Below are 15484 nucleotides of genomic sequence, written 5' to 3' on the forward strand. Positions count from 1 at the left end.
TTCTTATGGTGAACATGCAGCTGATGAATGATCTGCGCCGCATCGACCTCAATCTGTTGGTGATCCTTGACGCCTTGCTCAGCGAGCAACACGTCACCCGTGCCGCCGAGCGTCTGCACCTGAGCCAACCGGCAGTCAGCCATGCGCTGGCGCGCTTGCGTGACCTGCTCGGCGATCCGCTGCTGGTGCGTCAGGGCGGTAGTTTGGTGCCGACCGCTCGCGCGCTGGAATTGGCCACGCCACTGGCTGAAGCCCTGGCTCAGGTGCAAGCCCTGCTGGCGCCGAATCGCTTTGAGCCGGCATCGGCCAAGCGCAGGTTTCGTGTGGCAATGTCTGACTACAGTGCGGCGATTTTCCTACCCGATCTGGTGCGTACGCTGCGCAGTGAGGCGCCGGGTATCGATCTGCAAATCATCCAGGCCAGCCGTGAAGGCATGGTGGAGGGGGTGCTCAATGGCGACCTCGACCTGGCCGCCGGCGTGTTTCCCGACATGCCCGCCGAACTGCGTACTACGCCGTTGTTCGAAGAGCACTACACCTGTCTGGTGGACCGCAGCAGCCTGCCGGAGCGCGGCACGCTGGATTTGCCCGCCTACCTGTCACGTCCGCACGTGTTGTTGGAGATGCGCGGCAGCGGCACGCCGGAAATCGAGCGAGCGCTGACAGCGATTCGTGAGCGTCGGCATGTGGCGATCAGCCTGCCGCATTGGGGCGTGGCGCCGCAGTTGATACGGGGCACTGACCTGATCCTTACGGTGTCGTCCCGAGGCTTGCTCGATATCGATCATCAGCACTTGCTGGCGGTGCTGCCACCGTTTCATATTCCGTCGTTTGCATTTGAATTGGTGTGGCATGCGCGGCGGGGTGGGGATTCGGGGTTGCAGTGGTTGATTGGGCAGGTGCAGGGTGTATTGTCCGAAGATCACCGCTGACAGGAAAAACAACATGCTCTCAGGCTTTAACCACCTGACCCTGGCCGTCACCGATCTGGATCGCAGCGTCCGCTTCTACCATGAGCTGTTGCACCTTCAGCTCGACGCCACATGGGACGCCGGCGCCTACCTCTCACTGCCGGGTTTATGGCTGTGTTTATCGCTGGATCCATTGCGCGACGCGAATCCAGCCGCCGATTACACCCACTATGCGTTTACCGTCGCTGCGGCTGATTTCGCGGCGCTGATCGAGCGCCTGCGAACGGTTGATGTTGAAGAGTGGCGCGACAACCGCAGTGAAGGCGCTTCGTTCTATTTCCTCGACCCCGATGGCCACAAGCTCGAAGCCCATGTCGGCGACCTGGCCTCACGGCTACACGCGTGCCGCGAAAAGCCTTATGCCGGAATGACGTTTTACCCGTAGGGCGGGCACGTGCGTAAACGCTTAAGCGCACGTGTTGGCAGGTCGTGCAGGCAGCAAACCAGCTGGATTCGAAGATGACCGTTCGTCGCACTGAAAAGTTTTTTCTAAACCTTTGCTGCCCTGAAAATTCGAATTAAGGGCGGGCTGTGTTCTCCCGCACCTATTCTTGCCCTGGAGGAACCCATCATGAGCCGCATGGCTATCCGGTTACGCACCGCCAGTTTCGCGATGCTGCTGGGCCTCGGCGCCAGCAATGCTTTCGCCCAGTCGCCTGCTGAATTCATTGAGCAGGCTTCGGCCAAAGGTATGGCCGATATCGAAACCAGTCGCATGGCCCACGCCAAAACGTCGTCCCAGGAAATCAAGGACTACACCATTGAGGTGATCAACGAGCGCACCCTGGCCAACCAGCATCTGGCGGCCATCGCCAAGAAGCTCGATCTGCCTGTGGCCCCGCGGGAGAAAATCGTCGATAAAGCCGAAACGCTGATGCCTGAACTCAAGGACGGCGACTCTTTTGATGCGGCGTACACCGCGCAACAGGTGAAGGAAAACGAAGACGCCATCGCCCTGTTCAAACGGGAAGGCGCGGCATCGGATGTACCTGAAATAAAAGCCTTGGTGGACGAGACGCTGCCTAAGTTGGAGGAGCGTTTGCATAAAGCCCGTGCGTTGGCTTCGACCCATGCTAAAGGTCATCAAGGCGACGGCTGAATCCGTCACTTGAAATGAAAAACGGCGGTTGGATGTTCTCCAACCGCCGTTTTTCATGCCTGGTTCAAATCAGTTTTATTCGGTCCAGGCCGTCCAGACGGAGCACAGCGTTTTGAGCATCTTTGGACACGCGTAGCAGTTCATCGATCTTGATATGCAGGATGTCGTTGTCGCGGTTCTGCGTGTTCTGGATCAGGAACACCATCAAAAACGTGATGATGGTGGTCGAGGTGTTGATGATCTGTTGTCAGGTGTCGTTGTAGTGAAAATACGGCCCGCTCAGGCTCCACGCCACCGCCGCGTAGAACGTGCGTGGGCTGCCCGCCCAGCGGGACAGGGATTGGGAGACTGTGGAGAATTTCATGACCGGTTTCCTTGGTAGGGGGTGATGAAAGACTGGACCGCAGGAATTCTCTGAAATTTCTTTTTACATTTAGCCCGGTGAACAACGTTGTACGTTTTTGTCGGCGGCTGTTTTTAGAAGGCTAATTGCGCCTGGCCCGTGCCTTCCAGTGCCAGCAAATACTGCTTGGCTTGCAGCCCCCCGGCGAACCCGGTCAGCCCGCCCGACGCACCGATGACGCGATGACAGGGTGCAATGATCGAGATCGGGTTCCGGCCATTGGCAGCACCCACCGCACGCACTGCTTTTGGGTTGCCGATCTGTTCGGCAATCTGGCTGTAGCTGCGGGTTTCGCCGAAAGGAATGGTCAGCAGCGCTTGCCAGACTTGTTTCTGGAAGTCGGTGCCATCGAAGTCCAGTTCCAGCTCGAATCGGTTACGGCTACCGGCGAAGTATTCCTTGAGTTGGCGTTCGGCTTCCAACAGCACCGGGCTGTCATTGGCCTCGTGCAACTCACCCAGGCGCACACGGTTGGCGCGCTCTGTTTCCCACAGGATGGCGCCGAGTTTGCCATTGCGCGCCACCAGGGTCAGTTGGCCCACAGGGGAGGGCATGAGCTTGTATTCATAAGGCATGGGCATAATCCTTGATGCTGTATGGCGCCATTATCCGTCTTGCTAGCCGTGGGGGAACCTTGTTTCTTGCGGTGTAATTTTAGGCCCGCTAAAAGCGCCAGTGAATCCAATTGCCCGACCCATAGACCCAGGAGACCAGGTAGACAAACCAGGCTATCGAGGGCGTTGACAGTGCGACCAGTGAGCCAAGATTGAGTAGCGCGATGATGGCCGCGCCGATTGCCAGGCCTCGACCAGCGTGCTGCCTGGCGTACCAAGCGCCATAGATAGACCCGGCAACTGCCGCTATCAATACAAAACGGCCCAGGCCTATCGTGGGAATAGGCATCAGTGGGGCCGCAGTGGGATGATCAGCACCAGCCCTACGACTTTTCTAAAGACCTGCGTTGGCGTTTTTTGTCCGCACGCGAGCATCCTGCTGTGTCCTGTTCTGGTTAAGGTTTCCCATGGTGATAGGCGAACTTTCTCGTCCCTGTAGGAATGAGCTTAATCAATGCCCTGCTGAAGCACTTCCACGCTCCAAGCGGAGTTTTCATCGCCGGTCGATATTGCGATGGGGTAGTGCATCGTTTAGCCCTCAAAAGGGTACTTACTGTAACCACCAACGTTCGGTGATCAACGCCACGATCCCCATTTGTTTTGAACGAACTTTCCGATAGCGGCGAGTGAATCAGCTTTGGAAAGTTGATGCGTTATCCAGCCCGCACCACCTCATCAATCACGCTCATAAAGGCTCGGATCGATGAGTTCTGTTCCTCCTTTCGAGTCAGCACCAACAACGGTGCATACGCATCCCCCTCCATCAACGGCCTGTACGTCACGCCTTTATTCATCAGGCTCTGCGTACACGTCGGCACCAACGCCACACCTTGCCCAGCCGCCACCAGCGCGATGATAGAGGTGATCTGCCGCCCAGTCGGTCCAAGCCGTAAAGGCTGGCCGTGGCGTCGGTAAAGTTGCTCGATGGACTGGTTGAGCCCCGATCCATAATCCGCAGGAAACAGAATCACTGGATAGGCGCTGAGCTGCGCCAGGCTGACGCTTGGCAGACTGGCCAAAGGGCTTTCACTGGACACTGCTACGACCAGCCTTTCTTCACCCAACGACAGCACTTGCACCTCTTGGGCTTGCGGCAGCAGGCGACTCAACCCGATATCCAGCCGCCCATCCGCCACTTGTGCGCCCAGGCTGCCGGAGGCGCACTCCACCAAGGTCAGCTGAACGTCGGGAAAACGCTGCGCAAACGCCTGGATCGTCTGGCTGAACAGGTCCGACAGGGCGATGGAGCTGACGTACCCCAAGGCCAACTGTCCGGCGGTGCCCGTAGCCAGTTTGCTGGCAATCACCTGCGCCAACTCCACCTGCTCCAACACGCCGCGCGCGTAGGGCAGGAATGACCGCCCTTGAGCCGTGAGGGTGACGCTGCGGCTGGTGCGATCAAACAGCTTGAAGCCCAGCTCGGTTTCCAGCGCCGAGATCTGCCGGGTCAGCGGTGGCTGAGCCAGATGCAGGCGAATGGCCGCGCGACCGAAGTGCAATTCTTCAGCTACCGTCAGAAAGTACCGCAGCTTGCGTAGATCGAGCATCCTGATCCTTGGGTATCGATCGGTTCGAAATCGGTATTGGTTTAAGATCCGCCGGCCATTCTATAAAGACCTCACAAAATAAAACGAGAGGTTTCATGAAACCGCGCCTGCATTGTGCCCGCCTTGCCCTGTTCCTGTGTGGCTGCGCGGCGTTCCTCAACCTCTATGCCACCCAGAGCATCCTGCAGACCTTTGCCGCGCAGTTTCAGGTCAGTGCCAGGGCGGCGGGATGGAGTATCACCGTGACGACGCTGGCCGTGGCGATCACTGCACCGTTTGTCAGCCGACTGACCGGGCGCTTTGAGCAACGCACGGTGATCAGCGCGGCGGCTTTGCTGTTGGCGGTGCCGGCGCTGATGACCGCCTACGCCGACAGTTTTGCCGAAGTGCTGGTGTGGCGGTTTGTCGAAGGCATGTTGATCCCGGTGGTGTTTGCCACCAGCGTGGCTTACATCGGCGACCGCTGGAGTGGCGGCACGGTGACGGAGGTCACCAGCCTGTATGTGGCAGGCACCGTACTGGGTGGGTTTGCCGGGCGTTTTGTCACGGGTGTGATGACTGAATACGTGGGCTGGCGCGAAGCCTTCGAGTTGCTGGCGGTGCTGAGCCTGATGGTGGGTGGGTTTATCCCGTTCTTGTTGCCGATCAGTCGTGTGCGAACGGCGAAGGTTAAAACCGCTTTCTCGGCCGTTTTTCGCAAGCCCTTGCTGGCTGCTTACGCTGTAGGTTTTTGCGTGTTGTTCTCCCAAGTCGCAGCGTTTACCTACGCCGGTTTGTACCTCGGATTACCGCCATTCAACTTGGGGCCTGCGGCGTTGGGCACGCTTTACACCGTGTTCCTGCTGGCGCTGGTCGTGATCCCCATCGCCGGTCGCCTCAGTAAAGCCCGGCCTCACGCCGAACTGCTGAGCGTGGCTGCGGTGCTGGGTATCACCGGCTCAGCGCTGACGTTAGTGCCTTCCTTGTGGTGCATCGTCGTGGGCCTGGCGCTCAGCTCCACCGGCGTATTCCTCGCCCAGGCAGCCGCCAACGCGTTCACCACCGCTACCGCCCGTGACAACAAAGCGGGCGCCGTGGGCGTGTACCTCACGTGTTATTACCTGGGCGGAAGTTGCGGTGCGATTGTGCCGGCTTTGATCTGGGAACGCTGGGGCTGGGCCGGGTGTGTGGCGCTGATTATGACCTTCCAGGTATTGACCTTGCTGATTGCCCTGACCGGTTGGAAACCCCTTAAAGCTGAACCGATCCCAATACCATGAACGATACCGTCGAGGTGCCTGCTGCCGCATCATCAACCCGCCGTCGCACGCTGATCGCCGGCTGCGGTGCGCATGCCGTGCATGACGGCCTTACCGATGTCATCTACGTGCTGCTGCCGATCTGGCGGGCGCAGTTCGCGCTTTCCTACGCATAAATCGGACTGTTACGCGGGGCCTATTCCGGGATGATGGCGGCGTTCCAGCTCATGGCCAGTCGCGCGCGCGAAGCGTTGGGGGCGTGTACCGATGCTGGTGAGCGGAACCACGCTCGCGGGCGTGGCTTACTTGTTGGTGGGCCAGGCCAGCGGACTGGCGATGTTATTGCTGGCGCTGCTGTTGGGTGGGTTGGGCGCCAGCACCCAACAACCGCTCGCCTCCTCAATGATCAGCGACGCCTACGAGGACGGTGGTGGGATCAAGCAGGCGCTGTCTCAATACAACTTCAGCGGCGATATCGGCAAAACCCTGATCCCCGGACTGGTTGGCCTGCTGCTTACGGTGATCAGTTGGCGCGCGAGTGCCACGCTTCTTGGATTGCTGGGTTTGGCGGCGGCGGGGTTGTTGTGGTGGCTGATTCCTACACAAGTATCCGAATCTGACTCCACAAAAAAGACCAAACCCCACAGCGGAACCGGCTCCGTCAGAGGCCTGCGCGCCCTGATTCTTACGGGCACCCTCGACAGCGGCGTGCGCATGGGTTTCCTCACGTTCCTGCCGTTTCTGTTGCAAGCCAAGGGGCCTGGCACCGCCGGTATTGGCGTGGCCCTGACGCTGCTGTTTATCGGTGGCGCATTCGGCAAATTGCTCTGCGGTTATCTTGGCGCGCGCATCGGCATGATGAGGACGGTGTGGCTGACGGAAAGCAGCACGGCGTTGCTGATCATTGCCGCCGTGTATTTGCCGCTGACCGGGTTGATGGTGATGCTGCCGTTGCTGGGCCTCGTGCTCAATGGCACGTCCTCAGTGTTGTATGGCGCCGTGCCGGACCTGGCCGGCGCGGGGACGCGGGAGCAGGCATTTGCCGTGTTCTACACCGGCACGATTGGCGGCGGGGCGCTGGCGCCGGTGGTGTTTGGTGGGGTGGGGGATGCGTTAGGCGTGCCGGTGGCGATGATGGTCTTGGCGGGGGGGTTGATAGTGACGTTGCCGTTGGCGTGGGTGGTGCAGCGGGGGATGGTTGAGTCGGAGTGATGTTCGCAATTACAAAATGAGTAATCTATCCATTCGATCATGCACGATACGAACGATCTCAATTCCATACGTGCCGATCTGAAAATAGAGCGTATGTCTCTCAACGCGATAGTGGCGGTATCCCGGGCTGATCTCGTCGCAGGCTGGGGCGATCTTTGGCTGTTGCGCTAGCTGCTCGAACGCTTTCGTCACACTATCTATATAGCGGTTAGCCTGTTCTACGCTCCACGTCTGAGCGCTATAGACCCATATGTTTTCAAGATCACGCTCTGCCGCAGGTGTAAGACGGTATTCAGCCATATGTCTTTAACATTCTTCTCTTGAACTCATCGGGGTTGAATGGACGAGGTTCGCCGCTGGACTCACCCTCCCTCAACGCTGCGCGGATTGATTCAATTTCAGCGCTGCGTTCTTGTTCTCGCCTTATCAAATCGCGGATGTATTCACTGTCATTGGTGTAATGACCCGCTTCTATCTGCGCTTTGATCCAGCCGTCTTGCTGGTCGGTAACGGTGATGGTTTTTCGTACGGTTCCCATGGGCGCGCCTCTAGTCCAAAGAGTGACAGGGGAACGCTATCATACTATTGGTGCGAAATCGCGTGTATGGGATGGCCGGCGTTTCACCGCGGGCCGATGCCGAAGGTATTTTCTAAAGGTCTTGCTTCGATGAGGTTCAGGAGGATGATGCGAACGGGCGGATGATTTCAAATGATCTTTAAAGGTTTGTATTACTTGGAGTTGCAGTTGGATTTTGGTTATGCACAGGCGTGTGAACAGCTTGCGCCATTGCCTACACAACGATCAGACTCGTCCGAGTTGTGCGTCTTGGGCGACCTCTTTAAGGTTCGTTTGCCGCTGCCCATCAGCGGTCGGGTTTAGTAGCCCGTTGAAAATTTATCCGGCGTACGGCTGTCCTTACTCTCAGGCACTTTCATGCCTGTGCTTATTGGTAGCTGTGCGTAGGGCGTCTTCGGGCGCGCCGGTTTTTTCGGATGAATTTTCCCGGTCTACTAACCTGCGTACAGCTGCCACCCTTACGCCTCGGGTGGTGATCCTTACCGAGGATCAAAAGATGTGCAATGACCCCTGTAACCCCTCCGTAAAACTGTTCAGCGTCCGTCCGGACGTTAACACCGAAGGGTTACTCGCCAACGCCTACGAAACCATCGCCGGCGCGGGCGCCATGACCAATGAGTTCGCCGAAACCCTGCCTTCCCAACAGCGCTACCTGGCCCTTGCGATTCAGCAAATGATCGAGTTGGGACTGATGCTGGTGGAAGCGGCGCAGGACCGCGTGGATCAAGCCGCGCAGGGCCGTTCGCGCACTGCATAGGCTTTCCTTCCCAGGCCGCCCATACCAAGGGGGAGGGAAGCCAAAAAATGCATAGCGCTTTAAAGAGATGAGGTCAGCGAAAACGGAATGCGCAACGCGCCAATCGGCCCTTCCCGAACACCGCACATTTCATCGTGCACGCACTGCTGCACCAGCACGCAGGGAAACGGCGGAACCCGTTGTAACAGGTCGCGCAAGTGCGTCGTAGAGCCGATGCGCATCGGCTTGGCATCATCGTCGAGCAATGTCATTTCAGCGTCATCCAGCCTGACACGCGCGATGTAGAACCCACCCTCCAGCGACAGTAACTCCAGCTCGCGAATTTCACCTTTTACCGCCAATTCAGTCAGCATGTGTATATTCATGATTGAGCCTCACTGCGAGTTATTTATTGGCGACGAAAGAACAACGTGACCTGCCCCCATTCGACGCCGAACTTGGTCATGCTGGAGCGGTTGATCAAGGTGTTCTCGTCCATCAGGTACATCCAGTCATCAAAGCTCACCTCGTAGAACGAGCCGTCCACCGGCAGGTTGAGGCGGTAGCGCCAACGCAGTGCGTTACCCGCCACTTCGCCGATTGCCTCGCCGACCACATCACCCGCTCGGCCCTTCCAGCGCCCCGGGCCATCCGGTGTCAGCGTCCACACGCGTTGTTGACGTGTGCCATCGCTGTACAGGAAGCGTTCGTCGAGAATCAGGGCGTTCCCCTCGCGTCGGCTGGCTATGTTCACTTCAAAGCGCTTGGCGACCTCCCCGGAACGCTTTTGGAAAATCCCCCAGGCCTTGACGGGCTTGCTGAAGAAACGCTCCAAATCCAGTTGCGGCTGCTGGTCAGCGTAGTGCTCGACCTCGACGTTGGCGCAACTGCTCAAACTCAATATCAGCAACAATGAAACCAGTAGACGAGTCATTGCCCAGCTCCGTGATCGCGCGCGGCGAATTGCCAGCGTGTTGAATAGATACTTGTACAGAAATATAGATTTGTACAGGTTTTCGCGACAGGAATAACGGATACCTCAAATCGCAGGCATAAAAAAACCGGCCTTACAGGACCGGTTTTTTTGTTTCCCCGTCAATAAAAGACCTGACGCGGAACGAGAATTCGAGTGGAGCGGGTAGAGGGAATCGAACCTTTAATGGACACGGAGGTACGAATGTTGTGTAGGTGTGTATATGCGCGAGCGGCTTTCGCCCCTGGAATCGTTGGTTATAAAGTTGTGACTCCTCCAATCGGTCTTTGACTCACAATGTGACTCTTGAAGAGGAAACCTGCCATCGCCCCTCCTGATCCTCTAGGCCTGATACAAGAGCTTTTTGGCGTGGAAAAAATCTCTCACATTGGCCACTACACCAACCAGCCGCCGATGCTGCATCTCCTGTCACCGACCGACAACTCCGTCACCCAGGATCTAGCTAATTTGTGGTGTATTACCTGTGTAGAGAAGAAGGATCTCATGGATAGATAGGCCTTTCTCAAAGCCGGCTTTGTAGCCAGCGAAGGTGACTTTGCCGGACGATTACGTTGCCCTTAAAGCAATGGAATCCAAAGGTGAATTCAACACTGACGCCGCGACCTCCTATCTGGAATGTCCCCACGGTAGGCAGAAGGTGTGCCATGCAGACTTTTCTTCCATTTATCGTCAAATCTTTCCAGCGCATACTCGCAGCCAAGTTGTCTCTCCCCACGAAAATATTCGAATAAGGCATGATGTCAACGTAATGGCTCCTCGGCGACACGATGCTTGATGCAAACGCTTCGTGAAGTGTTCACAGGTATGTATCAGAGCCATGGGGTAGACCTGAATCATATCGCTTGCCGCTGAGCACCTAGCCCTAATGGGAACAGTGCCCTGGCGCTTAAAATCCGGCTTACAGATGGACGTTTAATGGACTATTCAAAAATCATCGGAAAGGACGATGGGCAAAGATTGTCCTTCGAGGAACTCGTCTGCCAACTTGCCAGGCGCAGTCGCCCCGAGAGCGCCAAAGAGTTCAGGCGAATCGAAGGCTCGGGAGGCGACGGAGGGATCGAGAGCTATTGGCTGCTTCAGGACGGTTCTGAGGTCGGCTATCAAGCCAAGTATTACCTCAGATCACGGGATGTCGATTGGAGCAAAATCGACGAGTCGGTAAAGCAGGCTTTGAAATCTCACCCTGACCTGAAACAGTACGTGATTGCCATTCCCTGCGACCTTACAGATCGCAGCGGGGCGCAAGGCGCAGGGAAGAAAGGATGGGAGCACTGGGATACGCACAAGCTTGTTTGGGAAGCGCTCTGTGCCCAGAGCGGCATTCCCACGGTTGAGTTCGTGCCCTGGACGGCGTCTGATCTTACCGACAAATTGTTGCACCCAACTGCTGAGGGCCTACGAAGGTTCTGGTTCGGCGAGCTGGAAATGTCTGGGCAATGGTTCCACAAGAATGTGGAACTCGCCGTAAAGTCACTCGATGAGCGATATCACCCCGAAGATCACGTAGAGGTTGGAGTCGAGGGCCTCTTCAAAGTGCTCCTGCGGGGCGAAGAGGTCATAACAGAGCTCACTTCTGCTTTTTCCGATATAGCGAAGGCAGCCAAGCTTTATAGCGTCATAAAGGATGATTCTGACGCCAGGCTCACCGCTGGTATCCAGCGTGTCGAGCATGAGGCATCCAGGGCTTTAGCATTTGGCAGCAGGTTTTGCTCTCATTCCTGGGAGGTCTGGCCCTATGTTGATTGCATCGCCGCCTTGTCAACGGCGTCTAATAGCGCCCATGAGTTAAAGAACTGGGCCTGGCAAAACATGCCAAAGTCTGAATTCAGAAGGGATTATTCCTCTTCGGACATGAACGATCTGAGCCCTAAGCTGGATCAGCTTTCCAATGCTCTCTACGTCTTAAGTTCAAAGCTGAAAGGGAAATTCTATTCCGCCGAGCGAAACCGTTTCGCCCTTCTGTCGGGGAAGGCTGGCACAGGTAAATCGCACACGCTTGCTACCGTTGCTCAAAAGGCGATTTCAGATGGGCACCCTGTCGTTTTGATTTTGGGGCAACAATTAGGCTCTCAGGGTTTTTGGGCACAAGCAAGAGAAACACTGGGGCTAGGAGCTGTTGAGCCAGAGGTATTCTTGCAGGCCATGAATTCTGCGGCTGAGGCTGCTAAAAAGCGCGGGCTCATTCTTATCGATGCCATCAACGAAGGTGCAGGTGCGCAACTATGGAGAAACGAGCTTCCTGCTCTAATTGCCCGAGTCAACGCTTACGAAAACCTTGTTCTTGTCGTCAGCTGTCGTACTGAGTATACGGCGTATGTAGTTCCGCCTAAGGTGATGGAGACGACAGTTGCCTTCACCATTCGTGGCTTCGAGACAAGTGTAGAGCAGTCGAGGGCTGCGAAGATCTACCTACACAAGAGAGGCATTTCCCAGCCGGATACGCCTTGGCTCTCAGCTGAGTTTGTGAATCCGCTGTTTCTTCGCAGTGCGTGCGTTGCCTTGGCCCGAGACGGTTGTAAGCAGTTCCCCAGAGGCCTGAACGGCACAAAGCAGGTTTTTGCATTTTACATCCGTAGCGTTGCACGAAATCTAGGCGTCGAGAGGGACGGCAGCGACGATCTGGTAGCTCCGACTACAGCCGCAATCTCGGCCATCGCTAGCTTGATGGCCATAGAGAGGCGCGATTATGTGCTTTTGGCTGATGCTGTGCGAATTTCAGCGGAAGCGTTTTTGAGTTTTCCTTCCCCACAATCCAAAACTTGGTTTGACGTACTTCAGAAGAATGGGATTTTCCGACTCGATCCACCACCGCGCCAGGCTGTAATTGATCCATTTGCTCCGGTCGTGGATGTCGTGAGGTTCAGTTTTCAGCGACTCCAAGACCATCTCATGGCGCACGTGCTGCTTAATGGTGTGAGGGATCCAAGGCTCGAACTGGAGAATGGGGTTCTAAGTTTCATTCTTGACGGTGACAGATTCAAATGGGAGTGGGCAGGTCTCGCTGAAGCCTTGTCTGTCCAAGTTCCTGAGCGTTTTGGTTCAGAGCTTTTGGATGTGCTTCCGAGAGATATCGATATCTGGATTAACGACGACTCGATCAGAGGCGCTTTTCTGGAGAGTTTGCGTTGGCGTAGTTCAAGTGCATTCACGGATCGAACTTGGCAATTCTACCAAGCTATCTTGGCTGTCGATGATAGCCAGCTCTACGTGCTGATGGAACTCTGTGCCAATGTCGATCACCCGTGGAACGCCGAATTCCTACACGACATCCTGATTAATAAAACCATGCCAGAGCGTGATGCTGACTGGACAGTGAAAATCAACGACTTCGATATGGAGGATGGCAGCACGATTCGCCGCCTACTGGACTGGTGTTTAGCCAGTCAGACCGAGAAAACGGATCGGCAGGTACAGCTTCTTTGTGGGCTTGCGGTAACTTGGCTGACGGCGTCATCGCATAGAAAAATCAGAGATAAAGCGACTAAGGCGCTATCCGCGTTGCTGCTTTCGAAGACTGAGCTTTACGGTGAACTGTGCGAGAGGTTCGCTGGGCTTGATGATCTCTACGTAATGGAACGGTTGCACGGGGCTGGATATGGCGCATGTTGCATCGATCCATCTCCAATGCGGCTGGAGAATTACGCCCTGGTAGTTTACCGGATGGTTTTCTCTGAGCAGTGCGCTCCGCTATCGATCATGCTCAGGGATTACGCATCGGGGATTGTTGAGCTGGCTGCGCATCATCATTGCCTGCCTACAGGGGTCGATCTCAGTGCCTGTAGGCCACCCTATAGATCTCAGCCTGTTCAATTTACTGTTTCACAAGATCTTCTCGATGATGTTGCCACGAAAGCTGGAGGTGACGGAATCAAGCGTTCTTGCACTGGCGGGATAAGTGAGTTCGCAGACGAGATCAAGCATCGTGCCAGCTTGTTTTCGAGTGTCTCGTTGACTTCTCAAATGCCCCACACACAATCCGAAATGCACGAGCGATTCGATACAGACGTAATTGCCCCTTACCCAGACAGGCAAGAAATCGCCGATGCGATTGGTGCTCTCCAATTTAATCCTTTCCGATTCTTGCTCCGCCCAGTCGAAGCACTCGAGGAGTTAGAGGCTGTTGAGGAGTTAGAAGCACTCGAGGCGCCTGACCACTCTGAGGAGCTTCGGCAGCTAGAGAAGACGCTTGTTGATCTATTGGATGTTGACGGGAAACGAAGATTCGCCGACGAATTTAGATGGTGCATCGCCCGCTCGGAAAAGTATCCGCGCACGTTAGAAGGCGTCGACATGGAGGCGGCCAAACGGTGGGTTGCAAAGCGCGCCTATGACTTCGGATGGACAAAAGAACGCTTCCCATCTGATAGCTCTCACCGTCACAGCTATTCCCGCGAGAGGCCCCTCTTTGAGCGTATTGGTGCCAAATATGAGTGGCTTGCGCTTGATGAACTCCTTTGCCGGCTAGCCGATAGTAACTGGCTCTCCGAAGCACGAGTCGATGGAACGCGTGATTACCGTTCATCCACCGATTTAGGTTTTCATCGAGACATCGACCCTACTGTTCTTCAAGGGCTGTCCGATACGGGTTCTGATTCTGTAGATATCTCGCCAATTGTTCTCGAGGAGATATCCGAAGACTGTCTACAGGAATGGCCGTTCAAGCTTGACCCTAGCCTCGGGATGCCAAGCCTTGTTGGTCGAACCGACAAGGCAGGGGAAAAGTGGCTCGTCCTTTACGAGCATCGCACCGTGGCGAATCGTTACGATGATGGAGAGAGCCGAGAGCACGGGCTACGTCTGCAGGAATGGCGTTTCCTTATGCCTGTCGTTGTCAGGGAAAAGGATAAAAAACAATTGATTCGCTATCTGAGTACCCAGCGTTCTCTTGATGTTTCGAGATGGTCGGGACGCAGTTGCACGGAAGACGGCTATCTGCTTGAGGCCCCGTGGCGCTTTACCTGGGATCAGTTGATGTGGACACCTGCCAGCTTTCATAACCAAGGTGAGCTCGAGGTAGCATTTCCCTGCGTTAAATATCATTGGGAGTCCCATTTGGATGCCTCCCTTCCAGAGGGAGCCTCTGCACATTTACCAGCTCCTTGGTTGGCAAATCAGCTGTCCATTACCCCGATGCTCTCAGATCCACGTGTCTATGTGGATGCGCTAGGGAAGCCCCAATTGATCTGCAGCATGGGCCCTGACGATGGTTCACACGCCTTCATACGACAGGACATATTTGAGCGTATGTTGAAAGAGAAAGGATTGGCGTGTGTTTGGACGTTTGTTGCGGAGCGAGGCGTGTGGCCAGGCGGAGGGAACTCACATGCAGCATGGAGAAGGTCTGAGGGTGTAGTTTGGTTCGAGCGAGGGAGGCCAAAAATGGAATCATGGAAGGAGGATCGCTGTAACGGTACTAAGGATGAGTGAGCGCGGAAGGTGTCACTACTCTGGGCGTAAGTGCAATCTTTTAGCCTATGCCCCCCCCCAGTTGTGGAGTGCGCGTAACCCCGCCGCATCACCCTCCCGACCGACAACCCATGGGCTGTTCCAGATGCCACCGTTTCGAGTAAGGAGGCTTCGAGTGATAGCCTACCGGGGTGGCTTAGCTACCACCTACGTCACCGGAGCCCCGCATGATCAACCTCCATCGCTTAATCAACAGACTGTTTCCCGACCGCCGTCCCGATTGGGAGCAGAAGCGTGAGCGCGAGTTCATCCTGGCTGCAAACTCCTTGAAGACCCTCAAGGTGACACCGGGGGGCGGGATGTCCATCGATCCTGAAGAGCTTCGCGAACAGATCGTCGTTTCACGTGAGCAGTTGAAGCATCTCGTCCACAAACCAGGAGCGGCTAGCGGCTCTTTCGAAGCTGCGGCAGACATTCGGGTGGAACAGGAAGCGAGTGCCACCATAGAGTGCGCATTCCACGCCATCCGGCCACCCAGTCCACCAACATCCGGCCACCCTTTCCACGCTCATCCGGCCAGGCAGTCGGAGCGCAGCGACGCAGGTTTGCATTGTTAGTCTGAAGTCCCTGTCGTCGTCAATTTCGTTGCGCGTCTGCGCATCGATTCGCCCTTCAGTTCGATCCGAT

Annotated in this window: 13 protein-coding genes and 2 pseudogenes; 8 read left to right on the plus strand and 7 right to left on the minus strand. The window is 56.1% G+C overall.

Annotation, left to right across the window (positions count from 1 at the left end; all coding sequences use genetic code 11):
• Window positions 1-14 precede the first annotated feature (14 nt).
• The 3 genes from AACY08_RS11845 (at window position 15) to AACY08_RS11855 (ending at window position 2070) form a co-directional block, all read left to right on the plus strand.
• A complete protein-coding gene (locus tag AACY08_RS11845; protein ID WP_445261426.1) occupies window positions 15-932 on the plus strand; it encodes a LysR substrate-binding domain-containing protein in 918 nt (305 codons plus the stop codon).
• 13 nt (window positions 933-945) lie between these two features.
• Window positions 946-1356 carry a fosfomycin resistance glutathione transferase gene (fos, locus tag AACY08_RS11850; protein WP_339469573.1) on the plus strand — a complete coding sequence of 137 codons (411 nt, stop codon included), beginning with the start codon at window positions 946-948 and terminating at the stop codon, window positions 1354-1356.
• 186 nt (window positions 1357-1542) lie between these two features.
• The gene (locus tag AACY08_RS11855; protein ID WP_339469574.1) at window positions 1543-2070 is read left to right on the plus strand and encodes a DUF4142 domain-containing protein; all 528 of its coding nucleotides are present in this window, start codon (window positions 1543-1545) and stop codon (window positions 2068-2070) included.
• 70 nt (window positions 2071-2140) lie between these two features.
• Here the strand turns inward: AACY08_RS11855 and AACY08_RS11860 are convergent.
• The 3 genes and pseudogenes from AACY08_RS11860 to AACY08_RS11870 all read right to left on the minus strand — a co-directional run.
• Window positions 2141-2434: pseudogene (locus tag AACY08_RS11860) on the minus strand (low affinity iron permease family protein); the annotation flags it as partial.
• A 113-nt stretch (window positions 2435-2547) separates the two neighbouring features.
• Entirely contained in the window at window positions 2548-3048 is a 501-nt protein-coding gene (locus AACY08_RS11865; RefSeq protein ID WP_339469575.1) for a methylated-DNA--[protein]-cysteine S-methyltransferase, read from the minus strand.
• Window positions 3049-3740: 692 nt separating this feature from the next.
• A complete protein-coding gene (locus AACY08_RS11870) occupies window positions 3741-4634 on the minus strand; it encodes a LysR family transcriptional regulator (protein ID WP_339469576.1) in 894 nt (297 codons plus the stop codon).
• Window positions 4635-4729: 95 nt separating this feature from the next.
• Here AACY08_RS11870 and AACY08_RS11875 point away from each other — a divergent pair, with 95 nt between their 5' ends.
• Both AACY08_RS11875 and AACY08_RS11880 read left to right on the plus strand, forming a co-directional pair.
• Entirely contained in the window at window positions 4730-5893 is a 1164-nt protein-coding gene (locus AACY08_RS11875) for an MFS transporter (RefSeq protein ID WP_339469577.1), read from the plus strand.
• Window positions 5890-7084: pseudogene (locus AACY08_RS11880) on the plus strand (MFS transporter). The gene AACY08_RS11875 and the pseudogene AACY08_RS11880 overlap by 4 nt, the downstream one beginning before the upstream one ends.
• A gap of 9 nt (window positions 7085-7093) precedes the next feature.
• On the opposite strand, the gene AACY08_RS11885 reads toward AACY08_RS11880, so the two are convergent.
• Together AACY08_RS11885 and AACY08_RS11890 are read right to left on the minus strand one after the other, a co-directional pair.
• Complete coding sequence (locus tag AACY08_RS11885; RefSeq protein WP_339469578.1) at window positions 7094-7384, minus strand: type II toxin-antitoxin system RelE/ParE family toxin; 291 nt, start codon at window positions 7382-7384, stop codon at window positions 7094-7096.
• A complete protein-coding gene (locus AACY08_RS11890) occupies window positions 7377-7622 on the minus strand; it encodes a type II toxin-antitoxin system ParD family antitoxin (protein ID WP_339469579.1) in 246 nt (81 codons plus the stop codon). Before AACY08_RS11890 ends, AACY08_RS11885 begins: the two co-directional genes overlap by 8 nt.
• A 535-nt stretch (window positions 7623-8157) precedes the next feature.
• On the opposite strand from AACY08_RS11890, the gene AACY08_RS11895 reads away from it, so the two are divergent.
• Window positions 8158-8418 (plus strand): DUF6124 family protein, encoded by a 261-nt coding sequence (locus tag AACY08_RS11895; protein ID WP_339469581.1) that lies wholly within the window; start codon window positions 8158-8160, stop codon window positions 8416-8418.
• A 59-nt stretch (window positions 8419-8477) separates the two neighbouring features.
• Here AACY08_RS11895 and AACY08_RS11900 read toward each other — a convergent pair whose 3' ends face one another.
• Window positions 8478-8783: a DUF6482 family protein gene (locus tag AACY08_RS11900; protein WP_339469583.1), complete on the minus strand. Its 306-nt coding sequence runs from the start codon at window positions 8781-8783 to the stop codon at window positions 8478-8480.
• 23 nt (window positions 8784-8806) lie between these two features.
• Window positions 8807-9331: a DUF3833 domain-containing protein gene (locus AACY08_RS11905; protein WP_339469585.1), complete on the minus strand. Its 525-nt coding sequence runs from the start codon at window positions 9329-9331 to the stop codon at window positions 8807-8809.
• Between the two features lie 975 nt (window positions 9332-10306).
• On the opposite strand from AACY08_RS11905, the gene AACY08_RS11910 reads away from it, so the two are divergent.
• Together AACY08_RS11910 and AACY08_RS11915 are read left to right on the plus strand one after the other, a co-directional pair.
• Complete coding sequence (locus AACY08_RS11910) at window positions 10307-14818, plus strand: ATP-binding protein (protein ID WP_339469586.1); 4512 nt, start codon at window positions 10307-10309, stop codon at window positions 14816-14818.
• Between the two features lie 206 nt (window positions 14819-15024).
• Entirely contained in the window at window positions 15025-15414 is a 390-nt protein-coding gene (locus AACY08_RS11915) for a hypothetical protein (protein ID WP_339469587.1), read from the plus strand.
• Window positions 15415-15484: the final 70 nt, after the last annotated feature.

The organism is Pseudomonas sp. EL_65y_Pfl1_R83, from assembly GCF_963970695.1.
GTDB classification, from domain to species: domain Bacteria; phylum Pseudomonadota; class Gammaproteobacteria; order Pseudomonadales; family Pseudomonadaceae; genus Aquipseudomonas; species Aquipseudomonas tritici.

What these genes read in the sequence shown, in the direction of transcription:
- AACY08_RS11845 (WP_445261426.1), top strand. Translation starts at nt 15, where the DNA reads ATGCAGCTGATGAATGATCTGCGCCGCATCGACCTCAATCTGTTGGTG.
- fos (WP_339469573.1), top strand. Translation starts at nt 946, where the DNA reads ATGCTCTCAGGCTTTAACCACCTGACCCTGGCCGTCACCGATCTGGAT.
- AACY08_RS11855 (WP_339469574.1), top strand. Translation starts at nt 1,543, where the DNA reads ATGAGCCGCATGGCTATCCGGTTACGCACCGCCAGTTTCGCGATGCTG.
- AACY08_RS11865 (WP_339469575.1), bottom strand. Translation starts at nt 3,048, where the DNA reads ATGCCTTATGAATACAAGCTCATGCCCTCCCCTGTGGGCCAACTGACC.
- AACY08_RS11870 (WP_339469576.1), bottom strand. Translation starts at nt 4,634, where the DNA reads ATGCTCGATCTACGCAAGCTGCGGTACTTTCTGACGGTAGCTGAAGAA.
- AACY08_RS11875 (WP_339469577.1), top strand. Translation starts at nt 4,730, where the DNA reads ATGAAACCGCGCCTGCATTGTGCCCGCCTTGCCCTGTTCCTGTGTGGC.
- AACY08_RS11885 (WP_339469578.1), bottom strand. Translation starts at nt 7,384, where the DNA reads ATGGCTGAATACCGTCTTACACCTGCGGCAGAGCGTGATCTTGAAAAC.
- AACY08_RS11890 (WP_339469579.1), bottom strand. Translation starts at nt 7,622, where the DNA reads ATGGGAACCGTACGAAAAACCATCACCGTTACCGACCAGCAAGACGGC.
- AACY08_RS11895 (WP_339469581.1), top strand. Translation starts at nt 8,158, where the DNA reads ATGTGCAATGACCCCTGTAACCCCTCCGTAAAACTGTTCAGCGTCCGT.
- AACY08_RS11900 (WP_339469583.1), bottom strand. Translation starts at nt 8,783, where the DNA reads ATGAATATACACATGCTGACTGAATTGGCGGTAAAAGGTGAAATTCGC.
- AACY08_RS11905 (WP_339469585.1), bottom strand. Translation starts at nt 9,331, where the DNA reads ATGACTCGTCTACTGGTTTCATTGTTGCTGATATTGAGTTTGAGCAGT.
- AACY08_RS11910 (WP_339469586.1), top strand. Translation starts at nt 10,307, where the DNA reads ATGGACTATTCAAAAATCATCGGAAAGGACGATGGGCAAAGATTGTCC.
- AACY08_RS11915 (WP_339469587.1), top strand. Translation starts at nt 15,025, where the DNA reads ATGATCAACCTCCATCGCTTAATCAACAGACTGTTTCCCGACCGCCGT.